This window comes from Comamonas serinivorans (assembly GCF_002158865.1).
Taxonomy (GTDB): domain Bacteria; phylum Pseudomonadota; class Gammaproteobacteria; order Burkholderiales; family Burkholderiaceae_C; genus Comamonas_E; species Comamonas_E serinivorans.
The window spans coordinates 1,550,675-1,575,501 of record NZ_CP021455.1; the positions used below are offsets into that span (position 1 = coordinate 1,550,675).

Consider the following 24,827-nt stretch of genomic DNA (forward strand, 5'->3'; position numbering starts at 1 on the left):
CAGCGCGCTTCGTGCGAACAATGCAGCCAGGCTTTTCCTGAACTGCACGCACGAAAGACACCCATGGGACCCTTGAACGGACTCAAGATCATCGAACTCGCGGGCATCGGCCCCAGCCCGTTTGGCGCCATGCAACTGGCCGACATGGGCGCCACGGTGCTGCGCATCGACCGGCGCGAGCCGGCGGACCTGGGTGTGCCGCGCGAGCTGAAGTACGCCTTCTCGCTGCGCAACCGCAAGACCCTGGCGCTGGACCTCAAGGACCCGCAGGCCATCGCGCTGGTGCTGGAGCTCGTGGCCGAGGCCGATGTGCTGATCGAGGGCTTTCGTCCCGGCGTGACCGAGCGCCTGGGCCTGGGGCCGGACGCCTGCCTGGCGCGCAACCCCAAGCTCGTCTACGGCCGCATGACCGGCTGGGGCCAGGACGGTCCGCTGGCGCAGGCGGCGGGGCACGACATCAACTACATCGCGCTGACCGGCGCGCTGAACGCCATTGGCCGCAAGGGCGGCCCGCCAACCCCGCCGCTGGCGCTGGTCGGTGACATGGGCGGCGGCGGCATGTTCCTGGCCATGGGGGTGCTGGCCGCCGTGCTGCATGCGCGCCAGACCGGCCAGGGCCAGGTGGTCGACGCCTCCATCGTCGATGGCGCGGCCTCGCTGTGCATGGGCTTTTACGGCATGACGGCCTCGGGGCAGTGGACGCCCGAGCGTGGCACCAACGTGCTCGACTCGGGCGCGCCGTATTACGACGTCTACGAGTGCAGCGACGGGCGCTGGATCTCCATTGGCCCCATCGAGGCCCGTTTCTTTGCCGATTTCCTCCAGCGCGTGGGCCTGCCGCCCGATGCGCTGGGCGTGCAGAACGACCGCGCCCACTGGCCCCAGGCCAAGGTGAGGGTGGCGCAGGTCTTCAAGACCAAGACCTGTGCCGAATGGTGTGACCTGCTGGAGGGTACCGACGTGTGCTTTGCGCCGGTGCTGAGCTTTGCCGAAGCGCCGCAGCACCCGCACCTGAAGGCGCGTGGCAGTTTCGTGGAGGTCGATGGCCTGGTGCAGCCGGCGCCGGCGGTGCGCTTCAGCGCCACGCCCTCCGCCTTGCCCACCGGGCCGCGCGCGCCCGAAGGGGCCACGGCGGTGGACGGCTGGCTGGCGCCCGAGCGCCAGCGGCATTGGCAGGCCCAACTGGGCGATTGACGCGCATTCAATCCGGTGCGGCTGGGCCGGGTGAAGCCGCGCAAGGACCGCAGACCCGCCGCCAGCAGCCCATGTGTGCTCACGCAGCGCTCTGGTCGGTCACTTGCAATCGGGGCACCTCGCCTCGGATGGCATCCAAACCCACCTGGCGGTTTGTGGCACAGGTGCCACCCGTGGTGCCTGGGCATCCCTGTTGTGTGACGGTGCTTCTGCAAGGCCATCGAGGCCGGCCAAGACCGACGGTGACGTGCCCGGCCATGTCGTTGAGTTGCGTCGTCGACATCCAAGTCGGCTGAATAGGTGACTTTTTTTGCTGAGGTAGGTGTCACCAGCCGCTGATGTGTCAGACGAAGCGGCTGGATACCCCGTAGGGAATGTCAACCTTGCTTGGCCAGGGCCGCGTCGCGGATGGCGCTGAGCGTGCCGCGCGTGGTGATGACCTCGGGGCTCAGCACCACCTCGATCACGGTGCCCACGGGCGCAGCCAGTGCGGCCTTGAAGGCCGGCTCGAAGTCGGCGGTGGCCTCAACCCTGGCCGCCTCGAAACCATAGGCCTTGGCCAGCGCCACAAAGTCGGGGTTGTGCAGCAGCGTGCCGGCGACGTGGTCGGGATACTCGCGCTCCTGGTGCATGCGGATGGTGCCGTACATGCCGTTGTTCACGATGAGGATGATGGGTTTGCCGCCGTACTGCATGGCGGTGGCCAGCTCCTGGCCGTTCATCATGAAGTCGCCGTCGCCCGTGATGCTGAACACTGGCCGGCCGGTGAGGATGCTGGCCGCGATGCCGGCCGGCACGCCATAGCCCATGGCGCCGTTGGTGGGTGCCAGCTGCACCTTGCCGCCGCGCGCGATCCCGGGGTACTGGTAGAAGCGGTGCGCCCAGCTGGCGAAGTTGCCGCCGCCGTTGGTGATGACGGCGTCCTTGGGCATCAGCTGGTTCACGGTGCGGACGATGGCCGCCATGTCCACGGGGCCGGGCAGCTGCTGCGGCTGGAGCACCTCCAGGTAGTCGGCATGGGCTGCCCGGGTCCACTCGGCCCAGGGGAGGGCGGCAGGCGGCTCGAAGTGCGCAAAGGCCTCGGCCGCGGCGGGCAGCAGCGCGCACAGGCCGACATCGGCGTGGTAGACGCGGTTGATCTCTTCGGCGCTGGGGTGCACGTGGATCAGCGTCTGCGCGGTGCGCGGCGGCACGATGAGCTCGTAGTTGCTGGTGGTGGACTCGCCCAGGCGCGAGCCGAACACCAGCAGCAGGTCGGCCTCGCGGATGCGAGCCGCCAGCTTGGGGTTGATGGCCAGGCCCACGTCGCCGGCGTAGTTGGCGTGGTGGCAGTCGAAGGTGTCCTGAAAACGGAAGGTGTTGCACACCGGCAGTTGCCAGCGCTCGGCAAAGTGCTCCAGGGCCTTGGCGCCTTCGGGCGTCCAGCCCGGGCCACCGGCCAGCACCAGCGGGCGCCGGGCCCCGGCCAGCAGGTCGCGCGCGCGTTTGAGCGTAGGCTCGTCGGGCCGGTAGACCGGCGCCTGCACGCGGGGCAGGGCCTGCACGTTGGCGTTCACGTGCTGGGTCAGCATGTCTTCGGGCAGCACCAGCACCACGGGGCCGGGGCGGCCGCTCATGGCGGTGGCAAAGGCGCGCGCCACGTATTCCGGAATGCGCTCGACCTGGTCGATGCGCTCCACGCGCTTGGCCAGGCCCTTGGTGCTGGGGCCGAACATGGCGTTGAAGTCGATTTCCTGGAAGGCCTCGCGGTCGCGCACGCCTTCGGCCACGTCACCGATGAACACCACCAGCGGCGTGGAGTCCTGGAACGCGGTGTGGATGCCGATGGAGGCGTTGGTGGCGCCCGGCCCCCGCGTGACGAAGCAAACGCCGGGCCGGCCGGTGAGCTTGCCCTGGGCCTCGGCCATGAACGAGGCGCCGCCTTCCTGGCGGCAGACCACGAAGTGGATCTGCTCGCGGTGGGCGTGGAAGCCGTCGAGCACGGCCAGGTAGCTTTCGCCGGGCACGCCAAAGGCGTGTGTCACGCCTTGCGCGACCAGGCATTCCACCAAGAGTTGTCCACCATGTCGATTGCCCATTGCGCGCGTCCTTTCGTCTCGGGTTGTTTGAGGTTGGCTTGAAGAGTAAGGGGTATCAGGCCTTTGGCGTTCGTTTGCCAACGCCAATGGCGGTATACACCGAGAGCAGCAAGGCCAGGGCCGCGCCCGCCAGCGTGGCGCGGTACCAGCCGGCATCCATCAACGTGCCAAAGATCAGCGGCGAGACGGCGAAGCCGATGTCCAACCCCGAGTACACGGTGCCGTAGACGCGGCCGGTGGCCTCGCTGGGCGTGGCCTTCTTGATCATCATGTCGCGGCTGGGGCCGCCGATGCCGACGGCAAAGCCCGTGGCGGCCAGCAGCGCCATGGTGCCCGTCGCGCCCAGCCAGCCCGTGGCGCACAGGGCGACCAGCAAGGCCCCGGCGGTCATGCAGACCGACACCACCTTGTCGCTGGCCTTGGGGTGCTTGGCCACCACGAAGCCGCCCATGAACATGCCGACGGCGCCGGCCGTCATGTAGGCCGTGATGGTCATGGCCGCCACCGTGGGGCTGGCGCCGAACAGCTTGCTGAGGATGGGGCTGGAGTAGTTCTGGATGACCGACAGCATCACCGTGGTCAGGAAAAAGAAGGCGAAACACCACCAGACCACGGGCAGCTTCAGGTAGGCAAAGACCGACTGGCGGACCTCGGCGTCGACACTGGCCTGGGTGGCGGTGGCGCCGGGCGCCGTGCTGGCGGCAACGCTGGCCTGCTGGGCCTGCTTGGCCGCTGCCTGCTCGGCCGCGGTGCGGGTCTTGAGCTTGCGGCCATTGAGCACGAGCACGGCCAGCACCACGGCATAGCCGCAGGCCGCGGTCAGGTAGGCGTTGCGCCAGTTGGTGAAACTGGTCATGAACGCGAAAAAGGCCGGCGCCAGGGCCCAGCCCAGGTTGCCCGCCAGGCCGTGGGCCGAAAAGCCATAGCCCAGGCGCGCGGCCGAGACGCGTTGGTTCAGGATGGAAAAGTCCACCGGGTGGAAGGGCGCATTGCCCATGCCGGCCAGCAGGGCCACCAGCATCAGGCCGCCATACCCCTGGGCGACCGAGCCGGCCAGGCAGGCCCCGATGAAGCAGACGAAGGAGGCGAACAGGATGGGGCGCGCCCCCACGCGGTCGACCACAAAGCCCGAGATGAGCTGGCCCGACCCCGAGACCACGAAGAACAGCGTCATCAGCAGGCCGAGCTGCGTGAAGCTGAGGTTGAACTCGACCGCGAACACCGCGAACAGTGGCGGCAACAGCAGGTGGGCAAAGTGCGAACAGGCGTGCGCCCCGGCCACCAAGCCGATGGTGGCGGCGTCCTGTTGCAGGGGAGTGGCGGGAGGCACAGGCGTGAGCGCCGAATGGTGGGCGGCGAGGGGTGAGGCTTGCATGGCCGCCATGCTAGCCTCGAATGGAGGATCGTTAGGTCGCTGTGTGGATCTACTGGCACACGATCAAGAATCTGGCACGCACGGCGGCGGCTGGACATCGGGCCGGCGCCAGGCGTCGCAGCCCATGCCACGGGGTTCCGGGGGCAGCCGTTTGAGGTGGACTGCCACAATCGCCCGTGTTCATCAATTCACTGGAACTCGCATGACCTTCGCCCCGTCCAGAATGCAACTCGCGCTGACCCTGTGCACCGCTGCCGCCTTGGCAGCGGCTTGTGGGGGTGGCGACGGCGATGGCCAGGTACCGAAGCCATCCTCTGTTTCCACGGCCTTGGACCTCACGTTTGGTGTGCAGGGCAGCCTGACGCTGGCGCTGGGCGAGCAGGGCGGCGCCATGCCCCACTTCCAGGAGTTGCCTGATGGCAAGCTGTTGTTGGTGGTCAGTCGCAGTGGCGAGCCACTGCCGGCCGCAAGTCCCGCGCCTGGCACCGTGATGCGTGGTGGTGGTGCAGCGCCGGCGAGTGTGGAGGTGCTGCGGCTGTTGGCCAATGGCCAACCCGACCCATCTTTCGGGCAGCACGGGAGCATCCCCATCCGCCTGCTGGGGGCAGACAGTATCTCCCGAGTCTCGGCCTTACCCAGCGGCAAGGTCTGGCTGTTCATCGATTCCAGCGAGCCCTGCCTCAATGTGGACACACCCACCGGTGACCCCACCACGGAACGCCGGGTGTGCACGGTGAATGCCGGCACCGCGCAGGCCAGGCCCGCGCGCATGACCCACGCCACCGCCTACATTGACGCACAGGGGCAATTGGACGCAAGTACCGTCGATCTGAACCGGCTGACGCTGACCGAGTCGAATGGCTTCATTGGTCGGGTGCCCCGAGACACAGGCGCGGTGCAGCGGCTCATTGGCGAGCGCCTCTGGTTTGCGGGTGGGCAGGCCTACCCGCAGGGGAACATTTACAGCTGGGGGCTGAGCAGGACTCAGCCGGATTCTGTGTTGGGCAACACCCTGGAGTCCGACGACAGCTTTGCGTGGCGCTCGGCGTGCTTCACCAGCGATTCGGGACAGTTCGACGTCGATGCGTCGGGGCGGGTGTGGACGGCCAGCAGCCTGACCAGCACCTGGGGAACGACGACGCGCAGCATATGCCTTGAGCAGGCTGGCTCCGAGGGGCGCCCTGCATGGTCCCGGCCCCTGGAGGTGCCGCTGGGTGAAGGCCAGGTCGTGGTGGATGCGGTGGCCGTGCATGGCCAGGTGGGGCACATCGCGGCGCACACGAGTGCAGGTCGGGAGACGACTGTGCACACCCTGCAGGTCAGCGAAGGGGGCACCCTGGTGCCCGACTACGGTGTTCAAGGGGTCGCCCACACGGCCTTGGCCGGTACTTTGTCCCAAGTGCGCTACGACGCTGACGGCAGCGCCTGGCTGCACAGCAGCCGGGACGGCGTCAACCTCCTGCAACGACTGAATGCAAGGGGTGAGCTCGACCGCGAACTGGGCACCGATGGCGTGCTGACACTGGATGGCGCGGCGGCCAACAGCGCCTTGCGCCTGGTGGACCAGCGCGGGCGGTGGTTGATGGTGGTGCGGGATCAGGGTGGTCAAGCCATGACTTTGAAGCGCGTGCTGGGCAACGCTCAACCCTGACTGACGTGGATCGTGATGCCAGCGTCGCTGGCGAGTACAGCTCGCACGTGTTCCCACAAGCCTGTGGGTAACCGCTCCAGTGCGGGATGGTCAGGCTGATAGCCAAAAACAGAGTATGAGTACGCTGCCTCTAAATAAAGGGCTCGTTGTATTCATACTCCATGCACGACATGCGTGAATCGCACTGTGTGCGCTTGGTCTGAGCCCCCGTCAGATCCCCAGCACCTTGGCCACGTAGTCGGCGTCCTTGTCGCCGCGACCCGAAAGGTTGACCAGGATGTGCGTGTCCTGGGGCAGCTTCTTCGCCTCGCGCATGCCCGAGACGGCGCCGGTCACCGGGTCCAGCACCAGCCCGTCGGGCAGTGCACCCGCGGTGATGGACCAGGTGTAGGGCGCGATGCCCCCTGTGGCGGTCAGCGGCTGGGCGTAGGTGCTGCCCACGGTGGCCGCGGCGGGGTGGGTCTGGTGATGGCCAGTGTGGGCAGCAGCCCCAGCTCGTAGGTGATGCTGCCGACGACGCTGCGATTCCGGTTGCCGGGGTTGGCGAAGGGGCTGGCCGGGGCACCGGCACCCACGTGAATCTGCAGGTTGGCGTCGCTGTGGGCCATGCCGGTGGTGCGCAGGTAAATGCCCTGGCGGCTGCCGGCGGGAATCGCGATGGCCACGGGAATGTCCATGCTGCCCGAAGCCTGCAGGGGCATTGAGGCAACCTGCACCCAGCCGTCTGAGTTGCCGGTGTGGCTTTCAAAGGTGCTGGCACGGGTCCAGACCTAGACCGGGCCGAAGTTGCTGCCTCCCAGGTAAGACACCAGCTGCAGGCGGGTGAGCCTGAGGTCCTGCACGGCGGTCACATCGAAGTAGAAGCCGTAGTTGCCATTCAAGGGAAAAGGCCCCGATACCGACGGCGCCAGCAGGGTTGCAGCCCAGGTCAGGCCGCTGACAGCCCACAAGGCGATCGAAATCCAGGCGGTGCGAAAGAGGTGCGTGAGCGTCATGGCGGTCGTGAAGGGGTGGCCGCCGGATTGTCATTCAAATGAATACTTTAGTGCTCATTTGTGCGACACCCGATTCGCCGCCCTGTTCGATCAGCTCCTCGCTATCGCACCGAGCAGCCAAGCTGTGACCATGACGGTGTGCGACTCGCGGTGGTATTCGGACGCCCAGGGGGCTGCGGCGCTGCACCAGACTCAAAAGCGATGAATGGGCGGGGTATTGCGCCATTCGCGATGGCTAATCATCGGGAGTGGCTGAATACTGACCTGTGAAATCAACAGGTCAGCACCGGACGACCGCCGCCGCTCGGGCTGTGGCCGCTCAGGGCTTGGCCTTGAACTCGTCGAAGTCCGACTTGCGGATCTTGGAGTGGATGCCCTTGGTGCGGTCCACGACCTGCGACACCTCGAAGTCGGTGGCGGCGCTCAGGTAGGCGTAGGCCTGTTCTTCCGAGATGCCGTATTCGGCGACCAGGAAGCGGATGGCCTCGCGCGTGGCCTTCTTCATGGCCTCGTCCAGGTCCGGGTCCAGGCCCAGGGTGATCCAGTGCGCGTCGGTTTCGCCCATGGGCTGGGCCAGGTGCTTGCCGGGCACGGTGTCGCGCCCCTGCTTGAGCACGCTGATGCGGAAGGTGGCGCGGGCCGAGCCCTCCAGCGCCGTCAGCGCGACCTCGCCGTCGCCCTGCACGAAGTGGCTGTCGCCGGTGTAGAACAGCGCGCCCGGCACCTGCACCGGGTAGTAGGCCGTGGTGCCGGCGCCCAGGTCGTTCACGTCCACGTTGCCGCCATGCGAGGCCGGAGGGACCGAGTGCACGGGCTGGTCGGTGTTCGCGGCCACGCCCATGATGCCCATGAAGGGGGCCAGCGGGAAGCGGATCTTCTGGCCGCCCGGGGTGGCGATGATGCCTTCCCAACCGCGCTTGCCTGGTTCGATGGGCGTGAACACCGAGACGTTGCCGTAGCGCTCGGGGTGGGCGGCGCTGGCGCCGGCCTGCTGAGGCGTGCGCGGGAACTCGCCCACCAGCGTGCCCTTGCCATGCCGGTTCGAGATCACGCCGTAGGGCACGCGCGGCTCGACCTTGAGGATCTCGACCTTGAGCACGTCGCCCGGCATGGCGCCTTCGACGGCAATGGGGCCGGTGACGATGTGCGGGCCGTCTTTGTCGAAGTCGTGGGCCAGCTTGGACGAGGTGATGGCCTGGGCTTCGGGCAGCACCTGGTCGCGCGGCACGCCCTTGGCGCCGAAGTAGGCGGCCGCGTCACGGCCCTGGTCTTCCAGCAGGCCTTCGTGCGAGACGGTGTCGAAGACCACGGTGGCGCCCGAGGGCACGGTCAGCACCGGCTTGGCCTTGCGGTTGGGCAGGTAACCCCAGGCGATGGTGTCCAGGGTGGAGGGCACGTAGTACTGGCCCGCCATGGGGCCCGAGGCGAACTGCGTGGGCGTGGGGTGCAGCTGCTGCAGCACCTGGAACGAGGCGGCCGGTGCCTGGGCAGCAGCCTTGGGGTGGTGGGCGCCGAGGTTGCGCAGGCCGCCAAAGCAAGCGGCAGGGCCGCGAGGGCGAGGTGGGCAACACGGATGTTCAACTTCATGCAGAGGTCCTTTCAATGACGGCACCTGATTTGCAAGATGCATGCCATGCATGCCGGCTGCCCCTGCTGCCGAGGACAGTATGCCCAACCAGGGGTATGGCGGTGAGCCCATTGAAAAGCCTGAAGCACTGCCGGGTGCACCGCACCGGGGTATGCCCTTTGACGGTGCGCTTCGTGCGCCGATTTGAGGCATGCACAGGTGCGACGGGGGAGTATGGGGATGGCGGCTGTGGTGCGCATGCGCGCTGTCGGCGCGCGGGGCTGCGTGCGGAGGGCGTGCTGCACAGCGCGGGTGCGCACCACGCACAAACACATGGCATGGATGTTGCAAAGCTGGTGCGTGTGTTCAACGTTGATCGATGGTTTCATGATTCAAGCCCCTGGCTTCCGCCGCTTCTTCCTTCAATCTTCTGCCGCCACGGCGGCCGCCTCGTTGCTGGGCGCCTGCGGCGTGACCGCCCCCAGCCGTCCGGCGACGGCCGTGGACAGCACGGTGTGGCGCACACATGGCCAGCCGCTGCTGGCCGGCGCGGCCGGTGGTCCGCTCGCCGGGCTGCGCGTGGCGGTGAAAGACCTGTTCGCCGTGCAAGGCCAGGTGGTGGGTGGTGGCAACCCGGCCTGGCTGGCTCAGCAGACCCAGCTGCAGGCCGCCAGCGCCGAGGCCGTGCAGCGCCTGCTGGATGCGGGCGCCGTGGTGCAGGGCATGGCCCGCACCGATGAGTTCGCCTACAGCCTGGCCGGCACCAACGGCCACTACGGCACGCCGCCCAACCCGCGTGCGCCCACGCGCATCTCGGGCGGCTCGACCTCGGGCGCGGCCAGTGCCGTGGCGCTGGGGCAGGCCGATGTGGGCCTGGGCACCGACACCGGTGGCTCCATCCGCATTCCCTCGTCCTACCAGGGCCTGTGGGGCATTCGCCCGTCACACGGGGCGGTGCCGGTCAAGGGGCTGGTGCCGCTGGCTCCATCGTTCGACACCGTGGGCTGGATCTGCCGCGACGCCGGCACGCTGCAGCGCGTGGGCGGGGTCTTGCTGTCCGCGCGGTCGGCCCAGCCGCTGCGGCGCGTGGTGATGGCGCCCAGCCTGATGGCGGTGGCCGATGCGCCGCTGGCCGAGCTGCTGGCCCAGGCGCTGGGCACCTGGGGCGGCGACCTGCCGCGCGTGGAGTCCCTGGCGTTTGACACCGCGCCGCTGGCCGGCTGGGTCAAGGCCTTCCAGACCCGCCAGGGCTGGGAGGCCTGGCGCGACCACGGCAGCTGGATCGCCCGCCATTGGGACAGCCTCAACCCCGATGTCCGGGCACGCTTCCAGACCGCCTCACGCTACACGCAGGCCGACCTCGCTGCCGCGGATGCCGTGTTGGCGCAGGCGCGCGCCACCATCGACGCCGCGCTGGGTGATGCGGTGCTGCTGCTGCCGTCCGCGTCGTCGTTCGCGCCCCTGCGCACAGAAGCCGCCCTGGGCGGCGCCGTGATCGAGGCGGCGCGGGCCAAGACCTTCCAGCTCACCTGCCTGGCGGGCATCTCGGGGCGCTGCGCCATCAGCATGCCCGTGGCCACGGGTGGCCAGCCGCCCGCCGGCCTGTGCATGGTCGGCCCGCGCGGGCGGGACCGCGACCTGCTGGCCCTGGCGCAGGCGGTGCAGGCTCGCGGGGTGGCTCAGGCCGGCTGACGTCCGGCCGCGTGGGCCCGGCGCGGGGCGGCCCTCATGCGCGGGGCATCGCGCACCTGGGCCATCCTTGCGGGTGCACTGCACGATGGCTCAACGAAAGGGTGGGAGCAGGGCATGGCGACTGGCTTGCCCCCATCGCGGGCGGCGCCTCTGCCATCACACAGCGGTGCCGAACGCCGCCCCCACGCCAGCGGTCACGCCCATGGCCAACGTGCCCCAGAACGCCACGCGCAGCGCGCTCTTGAACGGGGGCGTGCCGCCCACGGCGGCAGCGGCAGCGCCTAGCAGGGCCAAAAAGACAATCGCGGTGCCCACCACCCAATGCAGCAGCAGCTGCGCGGGTGCCAGCAGCACCACCAACAGCGGCAGGGCCGCGCCGAGCGCGAAGCTGGCGGCCGATGCCAGGGCGGCCTGTATGGGGCGCGCGCTCAGCGTCTCTGACAGGCCCAGCTCATCGCGCGCGTGCGACCCCAGTGCGTCGTGCGCCATCAATTGCGTGGCCACTTGAGCCGCGAGCTGGTGATCCAGGCCCCGCTGCATGTAGATGGCCGTCAGCTCGCGGTGCTCGGCCTCTGGGTTGTGGTGCAATTCCAGCGCCTCTCGCGCCAGGTCTGCGTGCTCGGTGTCGGCCTGAGAATGCACCGAGACGAACTCGCCGGCCGCCATGGACATGGCGCCCGCGACCAGCCCCGCCACGGCCGTGGTCACGATGCTGGCGTGGCCGGCATTCGCTGCCGCCACACCGGCCACCAGGCTGGCGGTGGAGATGATCCCGTCGTTGGCGCCCAGCACCGCGGCCCGCAGCCAGCCAATGCGGTCGGTGCGGTGCGCTTCTGTGTGGGGGCGATGGCGAGACATGGGCCAGGGCCGATTCGGCCGTGGGTGCGCCGGATCAGATTCCCAACACCTTGGCCACGTAGTCGGCGTCCTTGTCGCCGCGGCCCGAGAGGTTGACCAGGATGTGCGTGTCCTGGGGCAGCTTCTTCGCCTCGCGCATGGCCCAGGCCACCGCGTGGGCGCTTTCCAGCGCGGGGATGATGCCCTCGACGCGCGACAGCGTCATGAAGGCATCGAGGCATTCCTGGTCGTTCACGCTGTCGTAGTCGACCCGGCCGACGTCCTTCAGGTAGCTGTGCTGCGGGCCCACGCCGGGGTAATCCAGGCCCGAGGCGATGCTGTGCACGGCATCGGGCTCGCCCGCCGCGTTGTTCAGCACGTAGCAGGCCATGCCGTGGATCTCGCCGGGCTTGCCCTGCGTCAACGTGGCCGCGTGGCGACCGGGTTTGTCCAGGCCCTCGCCAGCGGGCTCCACGCCCACCAGGCGCACACCGCGATCGTTCAAAAACGCCGTGAAGATGCCCATGGCGTTCGAGCCACCGCCCACGCAGGCCACCACCTGGTCGGGCAGCTGGCCGTGCACCTGCTGGAACTGCTCGCGCGCTTCCTTGCCGATGATGGACTGGAAGTCGCGCACCATCTTGGGAAACGGATGCGGTCCCACGACCGAGCCGATGGCGTAGAGGTAGTTCGTCGGGTCCTTCAGGTACTCCTCGAAGGCGCTGTCCACGGCTTCCTTCAGCGTGGCGGCGCCAAAGGTCACGGGCACCAGCTTGCAGCCCAGGATGCGCATCTTGGTGACGTTGGGATGTTCCTTCTCGATGTCCACCTGGCCCATGTGGATCTCGCACGGGATGCCGACCAGCGCGCAGGCCGTGGCCAGCGCCACGCCATGCTGGCCCGCGCCGGTTTCGGCGATGACCTTGGTCTTGTTCATGAACTTGGCCAGCAGCGCCTCGCCCAGGCAGTGGTTGATCTTGTGGGCGCCGGTGTGGTTGAGGTCCTCGCGCTTGAGGTGGATCTGCGCGCCACCGATCTGGTCAGACAGGCGCTTGGCGTGAAAGATGGGGCTGGGCCGGCCCACGTAGTCGGCAAACAGGGCGGCCAGCTCGTCCTGAAAGTCCTGGCGCGTCACGATCTCGTCGTAGGCCTTGGCGATGTCGTCCATGGCCTGCTTCAGGTGCGGCGGCACCAACTGGCCACCGTAGGGGCCGAAGTAGCCGTTGGCATCGGGCAGGGCAGCTTGCGAGAGATCGGTCATGTCAGGTCCTGTTGCGGGCAAGAAAAACGCAGCCGGGGCTGCGGTGAACAGCGATTGTGCCAATCTGTGACGTCGAGTCCATCGAGTTGAAGATGACGGAGATTGTGATTAAATGAAACTAAATATGTCTAACGGAAGCAGCTGTCTTGGGACATGCGGCATAGATTTACATGGAATGGAAAGACTGCGCGGCGTTTTGGTGTTATTGGGGCAAAGCTCGCCCAGCTGAACCGGGTGCCGAATTGCATCTCCTAGCCTGCCACAGCTTGGACGTGGCAGCTGTAGGGGTCGTGTACCTTCAGCACCAACCCGCGTTGCGTGCCTGGCTGATGGATCAGCTGGGCACCCAGGACGAACAAGCTCTGCGCAACTGGCTGGCCTTCTGGCTGGCCCTGCACGATCTTGGCAAGTTCTCGATCAGCTTCCAGGGTCAGCGCGCGGATCTGGTGGAGCGGTTGCAGGGCGAGGCACCGTCGTCGCTCGGGCCGGCCGGCGTGCGGCATGACAGCCTGGGCTTTGCCTTCTGGCGCCAGCATGTCCAGCCGCTGGCGCAGGCCGAGGGCTGGTTCGGCGGCGATGTGGACACCGAGGTCGGCATCGACTGCTGGGTGCGTGCAGTGACCGGGCACCATGGCCAGCCGCCGCTGGCGCAGGTGCACCACCTCGGCGAGCACTTCCGCCCGCGTGACCGCGAGGCGGCCATGGCGTTCGTGTCGGCGATGAGGACGATGTTCCTGACGCCCGGCGCCGCGGCCATTGCCGCCGGCATGGATGCCGACGCCTTCGAGCAGTGCAGCAGCAGGCTGTCCTGGTGGATCGCCGGCCTGGCTGTGCTGGCCGACTGGATCGGCTCGAACGCCGAGATCTTCCGCTACCGCGCGACGCCGAGCACGTCGCTGGCCGACTACTGGGCCGACGCACTGGAACTGGCCGAAGCGGCCTTGTCGTCCTCGGGCGTGCGGCCCGTGCCACGCCAGCGGGCGCGCAGCTTCGCCGAACTGTTCCCGCACATCGCCCAACCTTCGCCACTGCAGGCCTGGGCCGCCGATGTCGATCTGCCGGACGGCCCCCAGATCCACCTGCTGGAAGACGTGACCGGTGCCGGCAAGACCGAAGCCGCGGTCATGCTCGCGCACCGGCTCATGGCGCAGGGGCAGGCCGATGGCTTCTTCATCGGCCTGCCGACCATGGCAACGGCCAATGCCATGTACGGCCGCGTGGCCGGCGTGTACCAGGAACTGTTCGCGGGCGATGCCAGCCTGGTGCTGGCGCACGGCCGTAAGACGCTGGTCGAAGCCTTCGCCGCGTCCATCGTCGCACCGGGGCAGGACGAGGGCGACGCGCGGCAGGCCGACGAAAGCGCCACGCAGCGCTGCCTGCGCTGGCTGGCCGACCACAACAAGCGCGCGCTGTTGGCGCCGGCCGGCGTGGGCACGGTGGACCAGGCGCTGCTGGGCGCGCTGCAAAGCAAGCACCAGTCGCTGCGCCTGCTGGGCCTGGTGCGCAAGGTGCTGGTGGTGGACGAAGTCCACGCCTGCGACGCCTACATGCAACGCACGCTGGAGGCCGTGCTGGAATTCCAGGCCTATGCCGGCGGCAGTGCGGTGCTGCTGTCTGCTACGCTGCCCGGTGGCATGAAGGCCGCGCTGCTGGCCGCCTTCGCACGGGGCTGCGGGCAACGGGCACCGGCGCTCGCGCAGCAGGCCTATCCGCTGGCGACGAGCTGGTCGCCGTCATGGTCTTCCGCCGTCGAGACGGCCATCGCCACGCGTCCGGAGGTCTGCCGCACGGTGCGGGTGCGCTACGCATCGGACCGGGCTGCCGTGCTGGAGGTCATTGCCTCGACCCTGCGCGCGGGCCAGTGCGTGGCCTGGATCTGCAACACCATCGGCGATGCCCTGCAGGCTCGGGCGGACCTGGCTGCGCTGGTGCCGGCCGGGCACACCACGGTCTTCCACGCACGCTTCGCGCTCGGTGACCGGCTGGACATCGAGGAGCGCGTGCTCGGGACCTTCGGCGCCCACAGCGGCCCGGAACAGCGCGCCGGCCGCTTGCTGATCGCCACGCAGGTCGCGGAACAGTCGCTGGACATCGACGTGGACCTGCTCGTCACCGACCTGGCGCCCATCGACCGGCTGATCCAGCGCGCGGGCCGGCTGCGGCGCCATGTGCGCGATGGCGCCGGCCGTCGCCTGACGGAGCCGGGTGCGGCGGACCAGCGGGGCGAGCCCTGCATGTGGGTCTTCGGCCCGCCTTGGACCGAGGAGCCTCCGGCCAACTGGGTCCGGCAGTCTGCGCCGGGCAGTGCTGCCGTCTATCCCCACCATGGCCAACTGTGGCGCACCGCGCGTGTCCTACAGGCCGGGCATCTGCGCATGCCGGACGACGCCCGCGCGCTGATCGAGGCCGTGTTCGATCCGGAGGACGAACTGCCCGCGGGTCTGCGTGCCCATGCCAACCAGGCCGAAGGCAAGGCCTATGGCGACCGCTCGCAAGCCTTGCTCAACAGCGTCAAGCTGGTCCAGGGCTACCAGCGCAAGGGCCTGGACTGGACGGCAGAGACCGTGGCGCCTTCGCGGCTGGGCGAGGAAACCATCGATGTGCTGCTGGGGCGCTGGGAGGGCGACCGCCTGCTGCCCTGGCGCCACGACAAGCCGCAGGCGCATGCCTGGGCGTACAGCACGGTGCGGGTGGCCAAGCGCCTGATCGCCGAGGTGCCGGCGCCGGCGAGCGCGGAGCGCGCGGTGGCGCGGCAGGCCGTGCTGGACGGCCTGCCTGGCGGTGGCAAGTGGGTCGTCCTGTTGCCACTGGAACGTGATGCCGAAGGCTTTGCGGGCTCCGCAATGGCGCTGGACAAGCCGACAGGCGCGCTCGTCGCCAGCATCTGGCGCTACGACGACGAACAAGGGCTTCTGCGCGCAGCGCAGGCCGATTGATCCATCCAACTCAACGAGGAACCGACACATGCATCTTCTGGAGGAGCCGTGGATACCCGTTCTGCGCAGGGATGGCGCCAGGGCATGGGTGACGCTGGCGCAGATGAGCGATCCGGACATCGTGGCCTTCGACGCCCCGCGCGCCGACTTCAACGGCGCCCTGGCCCAGTTCATGGTCGGCCTGCTGCAGACCACCACGCCCGCAGCCTCGCAGGTGCAATGGCGCAGGCTGCTGCTGACCCCGCCCGACGCCGCCACGCTGGCCGACTGGTTTGCGCCGCATGCCGCGGCCTTCACCTTCGACGGTCCGGGCGCGCGCTTCATGCAGGACTTTGACCTGCGCGCCAGCGATGGAGACCCCGTGGGCATCGGCGCGCTGTTGATCGAGGCACCGGGCGAGAACGCGGTCAAGAACAACAGCGACCTGTTCATCAAGCGCGGCCATGTCACGCGCCTGTGCCCGCACTGCGCGGCGCTGGCCCTGTTCACTCTGCAGGTGAACGCTCCGGCCGGCGGTGCCGGGCACCGCACGGGCCTGCGTGGCGGCGGGCCGCTGACCACGCTGCTGGTGGCCGATGGTGGCCCCGAGGCGCCGCGCAGCCTGTGGCAGACGTTGTGGCTCAACGTGCGCCACCAGCAGGACTTTCTGGCTGGCGACGCGGGCGAGGGGCACGAGGCGCCGCACTACACCTTTCCCTGGCTGGCCAGCATCGCCGCCATCCAGCAGGAGGGCGGACAGACCACACCCGTGCAGGTGCATCCTGCCCATGTCTATTGGGCCATGCCGCGGCGCATCCGGCTCGACATGGACGCATGCAGCGCCGGAACCTGCGACCTGTGCGGTCGCAGTTCGGACGCACTCATCGAGCGCTACGTCACGCGCAACTACGGGCTCAACTACAAGGGCGCTTGGCTGCATCCGCTGTCGCCGTACTACGAAGCCAAGGACGGCTTGCTGCCCCTGCATCCGCAGCCCGATGGCCTGGGCTACCGGCACTGGCTGTCTTGGGTGCTGGGCATGCAGAGCGACAAGCGCAAGGTGGTCCGCGCCTCGGTCATCGAGCAGTTCCTGTCCGGGGATGTGGAGCACCGCAGCGGCATCGGCTTGCGCTTGTGGGCCTTCGGTTACGACATGGACAACATGAAGGCCCGCTGCTGGTACGAGTCCACCTTGCCGCTGTACCAACTGGCCGATTGCAGCCCCGCGGCGCAGCAGTCCCTGCGCGAGGAGGTGGGCGCCTGGCTGCAGGGCGCAGAACTGGCGGTCAGCTACCTGCGCGGGGCGGTCAAGGACGCCTGGTTCAGCCAGGATGCGCGTGGGGACTTTTCCTTCGTCGACGCCACCTTCTGGGGCCGGACCGAGGCCGCCTTCTACGAGTTGCTGCGCGCGCGCATCCAGGCACCGGCGGGCACGGACCGTGTCGCCACGGCGGAGCGCTGGCTGCGCCACCTGATCGACACCGCGCTGCACCTGTTCGACCACGATTGGGTGGGCAGCGGACCAGTGGAGCGCATGAACCCGGCACGCGTGGCGGCTGCCCACCGGCTGCTGCGTGCGAGCCTGAACGGTCCCAAGCTGCGTGCCGCCCTGGCGCTGGAAGTGCCGGCCAAGGCCGGCAAGAAGGCATCCGTCAAACCATCGAAGAAAGCTTGAACTCCACCATGGTCCTCATTGCTTCGAGCCCTGCGCCGCAGGGCCTTCCGCCCGCCGCCATCAGCGCCTTGGTGCGTTGGTGGAAGACGCTGGTCATCGAGAACCCCAGCGGCCAGGCGCGTGCCGACCGCGCCGTGCTGCGGCGCGCGCACGACCTCACGGCCGTGGCCTGCCTGCCCGCTTACCAGCGCGTGTACCGCAGCATGGCCGGCACCGAAGGGACTGGCGACTGGCCGCCATTCCAGCAGGAGCGCATCGCTGCCATCGTGGCGCTGCTGGCCCATGTCAAGGCCGACAGCGGCCTGACGCTGCCCCGGGCCATGAGCCTGCGCGCCGAGGGCAGCGACCGCAACCCGGTCAGCGAACTGCGCTTTCGCCGCCTGCTCGATGCCGGTGACGTGGAGACCCTGTTCGCCGGCCTGCGCCGCGCGCTGCCGCTGGTCGAGCACCGCGTCGATCCCGAGAGCCTGGCGAAAGACGTCTTCTTCTGGGGCGATGGCGTCAAGAAGCGCTGGGCCTACGACTACGCCTGGTCCATGACCTGACCCTCCACTGTCCGAACGCCTTCACACCCGACATCGAAAGGAACACCATGAGCCGCTTCGTCCAACTGCACCTGCTGACCAGCTACCCGCCCTCCAACCTGAACCGCGACGACACCGGCCGGCCCAAGACCGCGCTGGTGGGCGATGCTAACCGGCTGCGCGTGTCCTCGCAGAGCCAGAAGCGCGCCTGGCGCACCTCCGAGGGTTTCGAGGCCGCGCTGGCCGGCAACTTGGGAACGCGCACCAAGCGCATGGGCAAGGAGGTCTTCGACGCGCTGAAGGCTGGCGGCATCGATGAGAAGAATGCCCGTGAATGGGCCCGGCTCGTCGCGCGCCAGTTCGGCAAGCCCAAGTCGGAGAAGAACACCGAGAATGATGCCGACCTGGAGATCGAGCAACTGGCCCATTTCAGCCCCGAGGAGAAGGAGGCGATCCAGGCGCTGACGCAGGCTCTCATCGCCCGCAAGGACAAGCCGACCGACGATGAGCTGAAGCTGCTGGGCCAGCCGCGCCGCGCGGTGGACATTGCCATGTTCGGCCGCATGCTGGCCGATGCGGCTGAACACAACATGGAGGCTGCGGTGCAGGTGGCCCACGCCATCACCGTGCACAAAGCCGCGGTGGAGGACGACTACTTCAGCGCCGTGGACGACCTGAACACGAAGGGCGACACGGGTGCGGGCCACATCGGCGAACGCGGCTACGGTGCCGGCCTGTTCTATCTGTACCTGTGCATCGACCGCGAACTGCTGGCCAAGAACCTGGGCGGTGACGCTGCGCTGACGCACCGCGCCCTGGCGGCCCTGGTCGACACGGTGACCAAGGTCTCGCCCACAGGCATGCAGAACAGCTTTGCCTCGCGCGCTTACGCTGGTTATGTGCTGGCCGAGAAGGGCAACCAGCAGCCGCGCTCGCTGGTGCAGGCCTTCCTCAAGCCGGTGAAGCCCCATGGCGACGAGAGCATGTTCGACAAGGCCGTGGATGCGCTGGAGGCGCGCTGCAAGAACTTCGATGCCGTGTACGGCGCCTGTGCCGATGGGCGCTTCACGCTCAATGTCGAGAAGGCGCAGGGCTCACTGCAGGCGCTGACGGCCTTTGTCGCGGACTGAGCGCGATGGCATTCCTCGTCTTCCAGTTGCAGGCGCCGCTGGCGGCCTGGGGCGAGCCGGCGGTGGGGGAAGCGCGCGGCACGGCCGCGACCCCGTCGCATTCGGCCATCGTGGGCCTGCTCGGCGCGGCCTTGGGGGTGGACCGGACCGACGAAGCCGGACACGCTGCGTTGCGCGACGGCTACGGCGTGGCCGTGGCGCTGCTGCGCTCAGGCAGCCTGCTGCGCGACTATCACACGGCCCAGGTGCCGGGTCGCGCCGCGCTCAAGGGCCGGCCGCAGTTCACGCGGCGCCAGGAGATGGCCGTGCCCAAGCAGGACCTGAACACCATCCTCTCCACGCGCGACTACCGCCAGAATGCGGCCTGCCTGGTGGCGCTGCAGGCCATGGTGCCTACGGCGATGCCGCTCGAAGCGCTGGCCAGCGCCCTGCGCGCGCCGCGCTTCGTGCTGTACCTCGGGCGGCGTGCCTGCCCGCCCGCCGCACCGCTGTGGCCGCAGGTGGTCGAGGCGGCTTCGGCCCACGCGGCATTCAACCAGTACGCGCAGCGTTTCGAGGCTGCGCGCCAGGCGGCGGCTGACCCGAAGGGCCGGATTCCGCTGGAGCCGCTGGATGGCATCGAAAGGCTGGTGTTCGACGAGCGTGTGCAGGCCGGCGTGGCGGCCGATCTGTCGACGCGGCGCAAGGACCGGCTGATCCGGCGCGCGGGTTGGCAGTTCGGCGACCGCACCGAGCATGTCGCATTGCTGCCGCGGGAGGCGTAAGCATCATGTACTTCAGTTTGATCACCGCCGCGGACGGCCATGGCCTGGCCGCGGCCCACGAGCGGGCCGGTGGCCCCTATGCCGACCACCAATGGCTGTGGCGCTGGTTTCCGGCCGAGGCCGGTACGCGCCGCGATTTCCTGTTCCGCCGGCAGGAGGGCGAAGGACCGCCGCGCTTCTACGTGGTGTCCGAGCGCGCGCCACTGCCGGGCCTGGGGGCCTGGGAGGCGCGGACGCGCCCCTACGAGCCGCAACTGGAGCAAGGCGAGGTGCTGCAGTTCGAACTGCGTGCGAATCCCACAGTACGCCACGACCGGTCGGGCAAGTCCAGCCGCCACGATGTGGTGATGGAGGCGAAAAAGAAGCTGCTGGCCGAACGCGGCCTGCAGCGCTGGGCGGACTGGAAGGAGGACAGGCCAGTGTTGCATGGCGTGGTGCACGACGCCTGCGCCCGTTGGTTGGAACGGCGTGGCGAGACCGGGGGCTTTGCGGTGGAGCGCGACAGCCTGCTGGTCGAGGCGCATGAACAGCACCGCGAGAAGTGGGACGGTGCGCTGCGGTTCACCTCGGTGGATCTGGCCGGGCGATTGACCGTCACCGATCCAGTCGCCTTCGGCCAGGTGCTGCTGCGCGGTCTGGGGCAAGCCAAGGCCTTCGGCTGCGGTCTGGTGCTGGTGCGGCGCGGCGCAGCCTGATGTCCGGCCTGCTGCCTCCCCTCAAACCCATCCCGATCAAGGATCGGCTGTCCGTCGTCTTCATCGAGCACGGCGAGATCGACGTGCTCGATGGAGCTTTCGTCGTCGTCGATGTGAAGGGGATCCGCACGCACATCCCCGTGGGCGGCGTGGCCTGCGTGATGCTGGAGCCAGGCACGCGCGTGTCGCACCGGGCTGCGGCCCTGGCCGCCCGCGTGGGCACCTTGCTGGTTTGGGTGGGCGAAGCGGGCGTGCGGCTGTACTCGGCCGGCCAACCTGGTGGTGCGCGCTCGGACCGGCTGCTCTACCAGGCACGCCTGGCACTCGACGAGGTGCTGCGGCTCAAGGTGGTGCGCAAGATGTACGCGTTGCGCTTTGGTGAGGAGCCGCCCGCGCGCCGCAGCGTGGATCAGTTGCGCGGCATCGAGGGCGCACGTGTGCGCCGCACCTACCAGCTGCTGGCGCAACGCTTTGGCGTGAACTGGAAGGGGCGCGACTACGACACGCAGGAGTGGGACGCGTCGGACGTGGCCAACCGCTGCCTGTCCGCGGCCACGGCCTGCCTGTACGGGGTGACGGAGGCGGCGGTGCTGGCGGCGGGGTATGCGCCGGCCATCGGCTTCATCCATACCGGCAAGCCCTTGTCTTTCGTTTACGACATTGCCGACGTCTACAAATTCGAGACCGTGGTGCCGGTGGCGTTCAAGGTGGCTGCGTCGCAGCCGCAGGGGAATGTGGAACGCGCCGTGCGGCTGGGTTGCCGTGATGTGTTTCGCGAGACACGGCTGCTGGACCGCATCATTCCGGACATCGAGGAAATCCTGTCGGCGGGAGAGATCCCACGCCCGACCGCTCCGGATGGCGCTGTCGGTCCGGCAATCCCCAATCCCGAAAGCCTGGGCGATGCTGGTCATCGTGCTTGAAAACGCGCCACCGCGCTTGCGCGGGCGGCTGGCGGTGTGGCTGTTGGAAGTCCGGGCCGGTGTCTATGTCGGCCAGTATTCGCGCCGCGTGCGCGAGCACATCTGGTCGCAGGTCGTTGAGGGCATCGAGGGCGGCAATGCAGTGATCGCGTGGTCGGCGAAGAACGAAGCTGGATTCGAGTTCAAGACCCTGGGCAAGAACCGCCGCATGCCGGTGGATTTCGATGGGGTGCAATTGGTGAGCTTTCTCCCATTGCCGCCTGCAGATGCTCTTTAAAAAGACAGCTTTCAACACTTGTGAGGTTTGGTGGAATTTTTCGACAGGAGAAATTTCATGAAAATCAATGAGTTGGAATTGGTGTGTTCCCCACGGGCGTGGGGATGAACCGGCCGCCGAGCTGGGCCTGGCCGTCAAGGGCAAGTGTTCCCCACGGGCGTGGGGATGAACCGTCGCCCCGCTTCTGCTGCTTGATGACTGCCGCCGTGTTCCCCACGGGCGTGGGGATGAACCGTATCTCAGACCGACCGCCCCACCCAATCAGCTGTGTTCCCCACGGGCGTGGGGATGAACCGGCACCCTATCCGCCAAAGCCATGCGCGCGCTGGTGTTCCCCACGGGCGTGGGGATGAACCGGCTACATGGGGCCACACATGGGACGCCAAACGGTGTTCCCCACGGGCGTGGGGATGAACCGTAGTGCTGCTGAAAGGCCGGCCCTCAAACTCGCGTGTTCCCCACGGGCGTGGGGATGAACCGACCGAAACCGAGCGCGCCGCGGCCGTCACTGCCGTGTTCCCCACGGGCGTGGGGATGAACCGATCGCTACGGAGTTGATCGGCATGCTGCAGAACGTGTTCCCCACGGGCGTGGGGATGAACCGGCATGCGACGAAGTACTGGGCCTCCTTGCTGCGTGTTCCCCACGGGCGTGGGGATGAACCGACGACGCTTTGATGGCCAGATACCTGGCCCGCGTGTTCCCCACGGGCGTGGGGATGAACCGATTCTCGGTCGCAGGGGAGCGGCTGGCATAACGTGTTCCCCACGGGCGTGGGGATGAACCGGTTGGGATGTCGCCACCCCTGATGGGCATGATGTGTTCCCCACGGGCGTGGGGATGAACCGCCTTGGCCCGATCCACCACTGCCCCCCGGCCCGTGTTCCCCACGGGCGTGGGGATGAACCGCGCCGGGACGTGAAAAGGCCACCCTCGGGTGGCGTGTTCCCCACGGGCGTGGGGATGAACCGTTCAGGCCCACGGTGAGCGTCTTGCCCGCAACGTGTTCCCCACGGGCGTGGGGATGAACCGGCTACCCCGAATGCACAAAGGAGCAGGCCGAGGTGTTCCCCACGGGCGTGGGGATGAACCGGCCGCGAGGGCTTGCAGCGTGGGCATGTGGGAGTGTTCCCCACGGGCGTGGGGATGAACCGCAGCCTTGGCGGGCAGAGCAATCAGGCGGGGGGTGTTCCCCACGGGCGTGGGGATGAACCGCCGCCGTGATGCGGTCCACGATCCGGGCAGGCGTGTTCCCCACGGGCGTGGGGATGAACCGGCACCACAGCCGCGCCCGCCAACGCCGCGCTGGTGTTCCCCACGGGCGTGGGGATGAACCGGCGACGAAATCAACGGCCACAGCGACTGGCGCGTGTTCCCCACGGGCGTGGGGATGAACCGCTGCCGGCTTCAATTTGCTGCCCGCTGGGTGAAGTGTTCCCCACGGGCGTGGGGATGAACCGGTGTTGGACCTGTGCGAGCGCGGCCGGCAGATGTGTTCCCCACGGGCGTGGGGATGAACCGCGTGCGCGGCCTGGCCGCCCTGCTGCGCCGCGCCCGCCGCCTGTGTTCCCCACGGGCGTGGGGATGAACCGGACAGCGACGCCATGGATTCCGTCAGCATCGCGTGTTCCCCACGGGCGTGGGGATGAACCGCCGATGCGACGTCACACGTCGCATGCGAAGCCGTGTTCCCCACGGGCGTGGGGATGAACCGCACTACCGGCCCGAGCTGGAGGGCACCACAGCCGTGTTCCCCACGGGCGTGGGGATGAACCGGGTGGCGAGGGTGTCGTCACCCAGGTAGAGGGGTGTTCCCCACGGGCGTGGGGATGAACCGCACTACCGGCCCGAGCTGGAGGGCACCACAGCCGTGTTCCCCACGGGCGTGGGGATGAACCGGGTGGCGAGGGTGTCGTCACCCAGGTAGAGGGGTGTTCCCCACGGGCGTGGGGATGAACCGACCGTGATCGTCCGCAAGTATCTGCCGATCATGTGTTCCCCACGGGCGTGGGGATGAACCGATTTCGCGGTCGAGGGTAACCTGCGGAGACTCGTGTTCCCCACGGGCGTGGGGATGAACCGTCCTCGCAGCTGTGATGGATTGCGACTTTCATGTGTTCCCCACGGGCGTGGGGATGAACCGCCCGCATCCACGATTGGCGTTGACGAAATGCAGTGTTCCCCACGGGCGTGGGGATGAACCGCATGCGCTCCACGCTGGCCAGCTCGTTGTCCAGTGTTCCCCACGGGCGTGGGGATGAACCGATGGGTGCGATGTTCTGCAGGTAGAGCAGCAGGGTGTTCCCCACGGGCGTGGGGATGAACCGCACTGGGACAAGGTCGGCCCCATGCTCACCGCGTGTTCCCCACGGGCGTGGGGATGAACCGTCCGCTGGTACAACCCGGCGGAAGCGGAAACGGTGTTCCCCACGGGCGTGGGGATGAACCGCAGTCCACCGCCCCGGCGGCACCGGGAGTCCTGTGTTCCCCACGGGCGTGGGGATGAACCGGCCGCGCCCATCCCGTAGATGGCGGCCATGACGTGTTCCCCACGGGCGTGGGGATGAACCGCCCGTCGAGGAATTCCGCTTCACCACTGGGCCGTGTTCCCCACGGGCGTGGGGATGAACCGTGTCACCGGCGCCAACATCATTCAGGTGGCCGGTGTTCCCCACGGGCGTGGGGATGAACCGTAACCGATCACGCGAGGGGCCGCACCAGCCAACGTGTTCCCCACGGGCGTGGGGATGAACCGGTTTGACCTTGGCCGTCAGCCAGGCCTCAATCGTGTTCCCCACGGGCGTGGGGATGAACCGCGCACGGCCACCCAGACCACCGTCTGCGTGCGCGTGTTCCCCACGGGCGTGGGGATGAACCGCACCCGAAGGCGTTGTCTTTGGTGCTGAGGACGTGTTCCCCACGGGCGTGGGGATGAACCGATCTGCCGGGTGTCATAGCCGGCGTGCAAATCGTGTTCCCCACGGGCGTGGGGATGAACCGTCGGGCGACTCCGCGGCAGCAATTCGCGCCGGCGTGTTCCCCACGGGCGTGGGGATGAACCGCAGATTGGGCTTGATCGGCTGACATCCCGACCGTGTTCCCCACGGGCGTGGGGATGAACCGCCCCCCGGGTGACGCTGCCGCCACCGCCGACGGTGTTCCCCACGGGCGTGGGGATGAACCGTGCACACCGCGGCGGGCTTCGCTTTCGCGGCGGTGTTCCCCACGGGCGTGGGGATGAACCGCCTGTGATCAGCTTTGTCGTGAACCCCAT

The 24,827-nt window shown here is 68.3% G+C and carries 19 protein-coding genes and 1 CRISPR repeat array (1 of these 20 cut by a window edge); of the genes, 11 read left to right on the forward strand and 8 right to left on the reverse strand.

Annotated features, from left to right (window positions below):
• The first annotated feature begins 63 nt into the window (after positions 1-63).
• Positions 64-1,194: a CaiB/BaiF CoA transferase family protein gene (locus tag CCO03_RS06625; RefSeq protein ID WP_087278877.1), complete on the forward strand. Its 1,131-nt coding sequence runs from the start codon at positions 64-66 to the stop codon at positions 1,192-1,194.
• 377 nt (positions 1,195-1,571) lie between these two features.
• On the opposite strand, the gene CCO03_RS06630 is transcribed toward CCO03_RS06625, so the two are convergent.
• Positions 1,572-3,272, reverse strand: a complete 1,701-nt coding sequence (locus tag CCO03_RS06630) for a thiamine pyrophosphate-binding protein (RefSeq protein ID WP_087278880.1) — start codon at positions 3,270-3,272, stop codon at positions 1,572-1,574.
• A gap of 55 nt (positions 3,273-3,327) precedes the next feature.
• Positions 3,328-4,647, reverse strand: a complete 1,320-nt coding sequence (locus tag CCO03_RS06635) for an MFS transporter (RefSeq protein WP_087284315.1) — start codon at positions 4,645-4,647, stop codon at positions 3,328-3,330.
• Here CCO03_RS06635 and CCO03_RS06640 point away from each other — a divergent pair.
• Positions 4,646-6,298, forward strand: a complete 1,653-nt coding sequence (locus tag CCO03_RS06640; protein WP_205690366.1) for a hypothetical protein — start codon at positions 4,646-4,648, stop codon at positions 6,296-6,298. The two genes, CCO03_RS06635 and CCO03_RS06640, sit on opposite strands and share 2 nt — an antisense overlap.
• A gap of 210 nt (positions 6,299-6,508) precedes the next feature.
• On the opposite strand, the gene CCO03_RS06645 is transcribed toward CCO03_RS06640, so the two are convergent.
• The 4 genes from CCO03_RS06645 to CCO03_RS06660 all read right to left on the reverse strand — a co-directional run bounded on the left by CCO03_RS06645 (position 6,509) and on the right by CCO03_RS06660 (position 8,755).
• Positions 6,509-6,739 carry an Ig domain-containing protein gene (locus tag CCO03_RS06645; RefSeq protein ID WP_087278886.1) on the reverse strand — a complete coding sequence of 77 codons (231 nt, stop codon included), beginning with the start codon at positions 6,737-6,739 and terminating at the stop codon, positions 6,509-6,511.
• Positions 6,712-6,975 carry a hypothetical protein gene (locus CCO03_RS06650; protein WP_157667539.1) on the reverse strand — a complete coding sequence of 88 codons (264 nt, stop codon included), beginning with the start codon at positions 6,973-6,975 and terminating at the stop codon, positions 6,712-6,714. The genes CCO03_RS06645 and CCO03_RS06650 overlap by 28 nt, the downstream gene beginning before the upstream one ends.
• A gap of 93 nt (positions 6,976-7,068) precedes the next feature.
• Positions 7,069-7,293, reverse strand: coding sequence for a hypothetical protein (locus CCO03_RS06655; protein ID WP_087278892.1), 225 nt, complete (start codon positions 7,291-7,293; stop codon positions 7,069-7,071).
• Positions 7,294-7,612: 319 nt separating this feature from the next.
• Positions 7,613-8,755, reverse strand: a complete 1,143-nt coding sequence (locus CCO03_RS06660) for an acetamidase/formamidase family protein (protein WP_236904054.1) — start codon at positions 8,753-8,755, stop codon at positions 7,613-7,615.
• A 492-nt stretch (positions 8,756-9,247) separates the two neighbouring features.
• Here CCO03_RS06660 and CCO03_RS06665 point away from each other — a divergent pair, with 492 nt between their 5' ends.
• The gene (locus tag CCO03_RS06665; protein WP_087284321.1) at positions 9,248-10,552 is read left to right on the forward strand and encodes an amidase; all 1,305 of its coding nucleotides are present in this window, start codon (positions 9,248-9,250) and stop codon (positions 10,550-10,552) included.
• Between the two features lie 156 nt (positions 10,553-10,708).
• On the opposite strand, the gene CCO03_RS06670 is transcribed toward CCO03_RS06665, so the two are convergent.
• Positions 10,709-11,410: a VIT1/CCC1 transporter family protein gene (locus tag CCO03_RS06670; protein ID WP_087278894.1), complete on the reverse strand. Its 702-nt coding sequence runs from the start codon at positions 11,408-11,410 to the stop codon at positions 10,709-10,711.
• 34 nt (positions 11,411-11,444) lie between these two features.
• The gene (gene trpB / locus CCO03_RS06675) at positions 11,445-12,650 is read right to left on the reverse strand and encodes a tryptophan synthase subunit beta (protein WP_087278897.1); all 1,206 of its coding nucleotides are present in this window, start codon (positions 12,648-12,650) and stop codon (positions 11,445-11,447) included.
• 170 nt (positions 12,651-12,820) lie between these two features.
• Between trpB and CCO03_RS06680 the strand changes: the two genes are divergently transcribed.
• Genes CCO03_RS06680 through cas2e form a run of 8 tightly spaced genes read left to right on the forward strand, consistent with a single transcriptional unit; the run spans position 12,821 to position 21,553 of the window.
• Positions 12,821-15,586 carry a CRISPR-associated helicase/endonuclease Cas3 gene (locus tag CCO03_RS06680; protein ID WP_087278900.1) on the forward strand — a complete coding sequence of 922 codons (2,766 nt, stop codon included), beginning with the start codon at positions 12,821-12,823 and terminating at the stop codon, positions 15,584-15,586.
• A gap of 28 nt (positions 15,587-15,614) precedes the next feature.
• Complete coding sequence (gene casA, locus CCO03_RS06685) at positions 15,615-17,240, forward strand: type I-E CRISPR-associated protein Cse1/CasA (RefSeq protein WP_157667540.1); 1,626 nt, start codon at positions 15,615-15,617, stop codon at positions 17,238-17,240.
• A gap of 8 nt (positions 17,241-17,248) precedes the next feature.
• Positions 17,249-17,785 (forward strand): type I-E CRISPR-associated protein Cse2/CasB, encoded by a 537-nt coding sequence (gene casB / locus CCO03_RS06690; protein WP_087278906.1) that lies wholly within the window; start codon positions 17,249-17,251, stop codon positions 17,783-17,785.
• A gap of 47 nt (positions 17,786-17,832) precedes the next feature.
• The gene (gene cas7e / locus CCO03_RS06695) at positions 17,833-18,894 is read left to right on the forward strand and encodes a type I-E CRISPR-associated protein Cas7/Cse4/CasC (RefSeq protein WP_087278909.1); all 1,062 of its coding nucleotides are present in this window, start codon (positions 17,833-17,835) and stop codon (positions 18,892-18,894) included.
• A 5-nt stretch (positions 18,895-18,899) separates the two neighbouring features.
• Positions 18,900-19,658, forward strand: a complete 759-nt coding sequence (cas5e, locus tag CCO03_RS06700; RefSeq protein WP_087278912.1) for a type I-E CRISPR-associated protein Cas5/CasD — start codon at positions 18,900-18,902, stop codon at positions 19,656-19,658.
• Positions 19,659-19,663: 5 nt separating this feature from the next.
• The gene (cas6e, locus tag CCO03_RS06705) at positions 19,664-20,353 is read left to right on the forward strand and encodes a type I-E CRISPR-associated protein Cas6/Cse3/CasE (RefSeq protein WP_087278914.1); all 690 of its coding nucleotides are present in this window, start codon (positions 19,664-19,666) and stop codon (positions 20,351-20,353) included.
• Positions 20,353-21,276: a type I-E CRISPR-associated endonuclease Cas1e gene (cas1e, locus tag CCO03_RS06710; RefSeq protein WP_205690367.1), complete on the forward strand. Its 924-nt coding sequence runs from the start codon at positions 20,353-20,355 to the stop codon at positions 21,274-21,276. Before cas6e ends, cas1e begins: the two co-directional genes overlap by 1 nt.
• Positions 21,257-21,553, forward strand: coding sequence for a type I-E CRISPR-associated endoribonuclease Cas2e (cas2e, locus tag CCO03_RS06715; RefSeq protein WP_087278917.1), 297 nt, complete (start codon positions 21,257-21,259; stop codon positions 21,551-21,553). The genes cas1e and cas2e overlap by 20 nt, the downstream gene beginning before the upstream one ends.
• A gap of 83 nt (positions 21,554-21,636) precedes the next feature.
• A CRISPR array of direct repeats spans positions 21,637-24,827; the repeat unit is 29 nt; unit sequence GTGTTCCCCACGGGCGTGGGGATGAACCG (it continues 1,318 nt past the right edge of the window).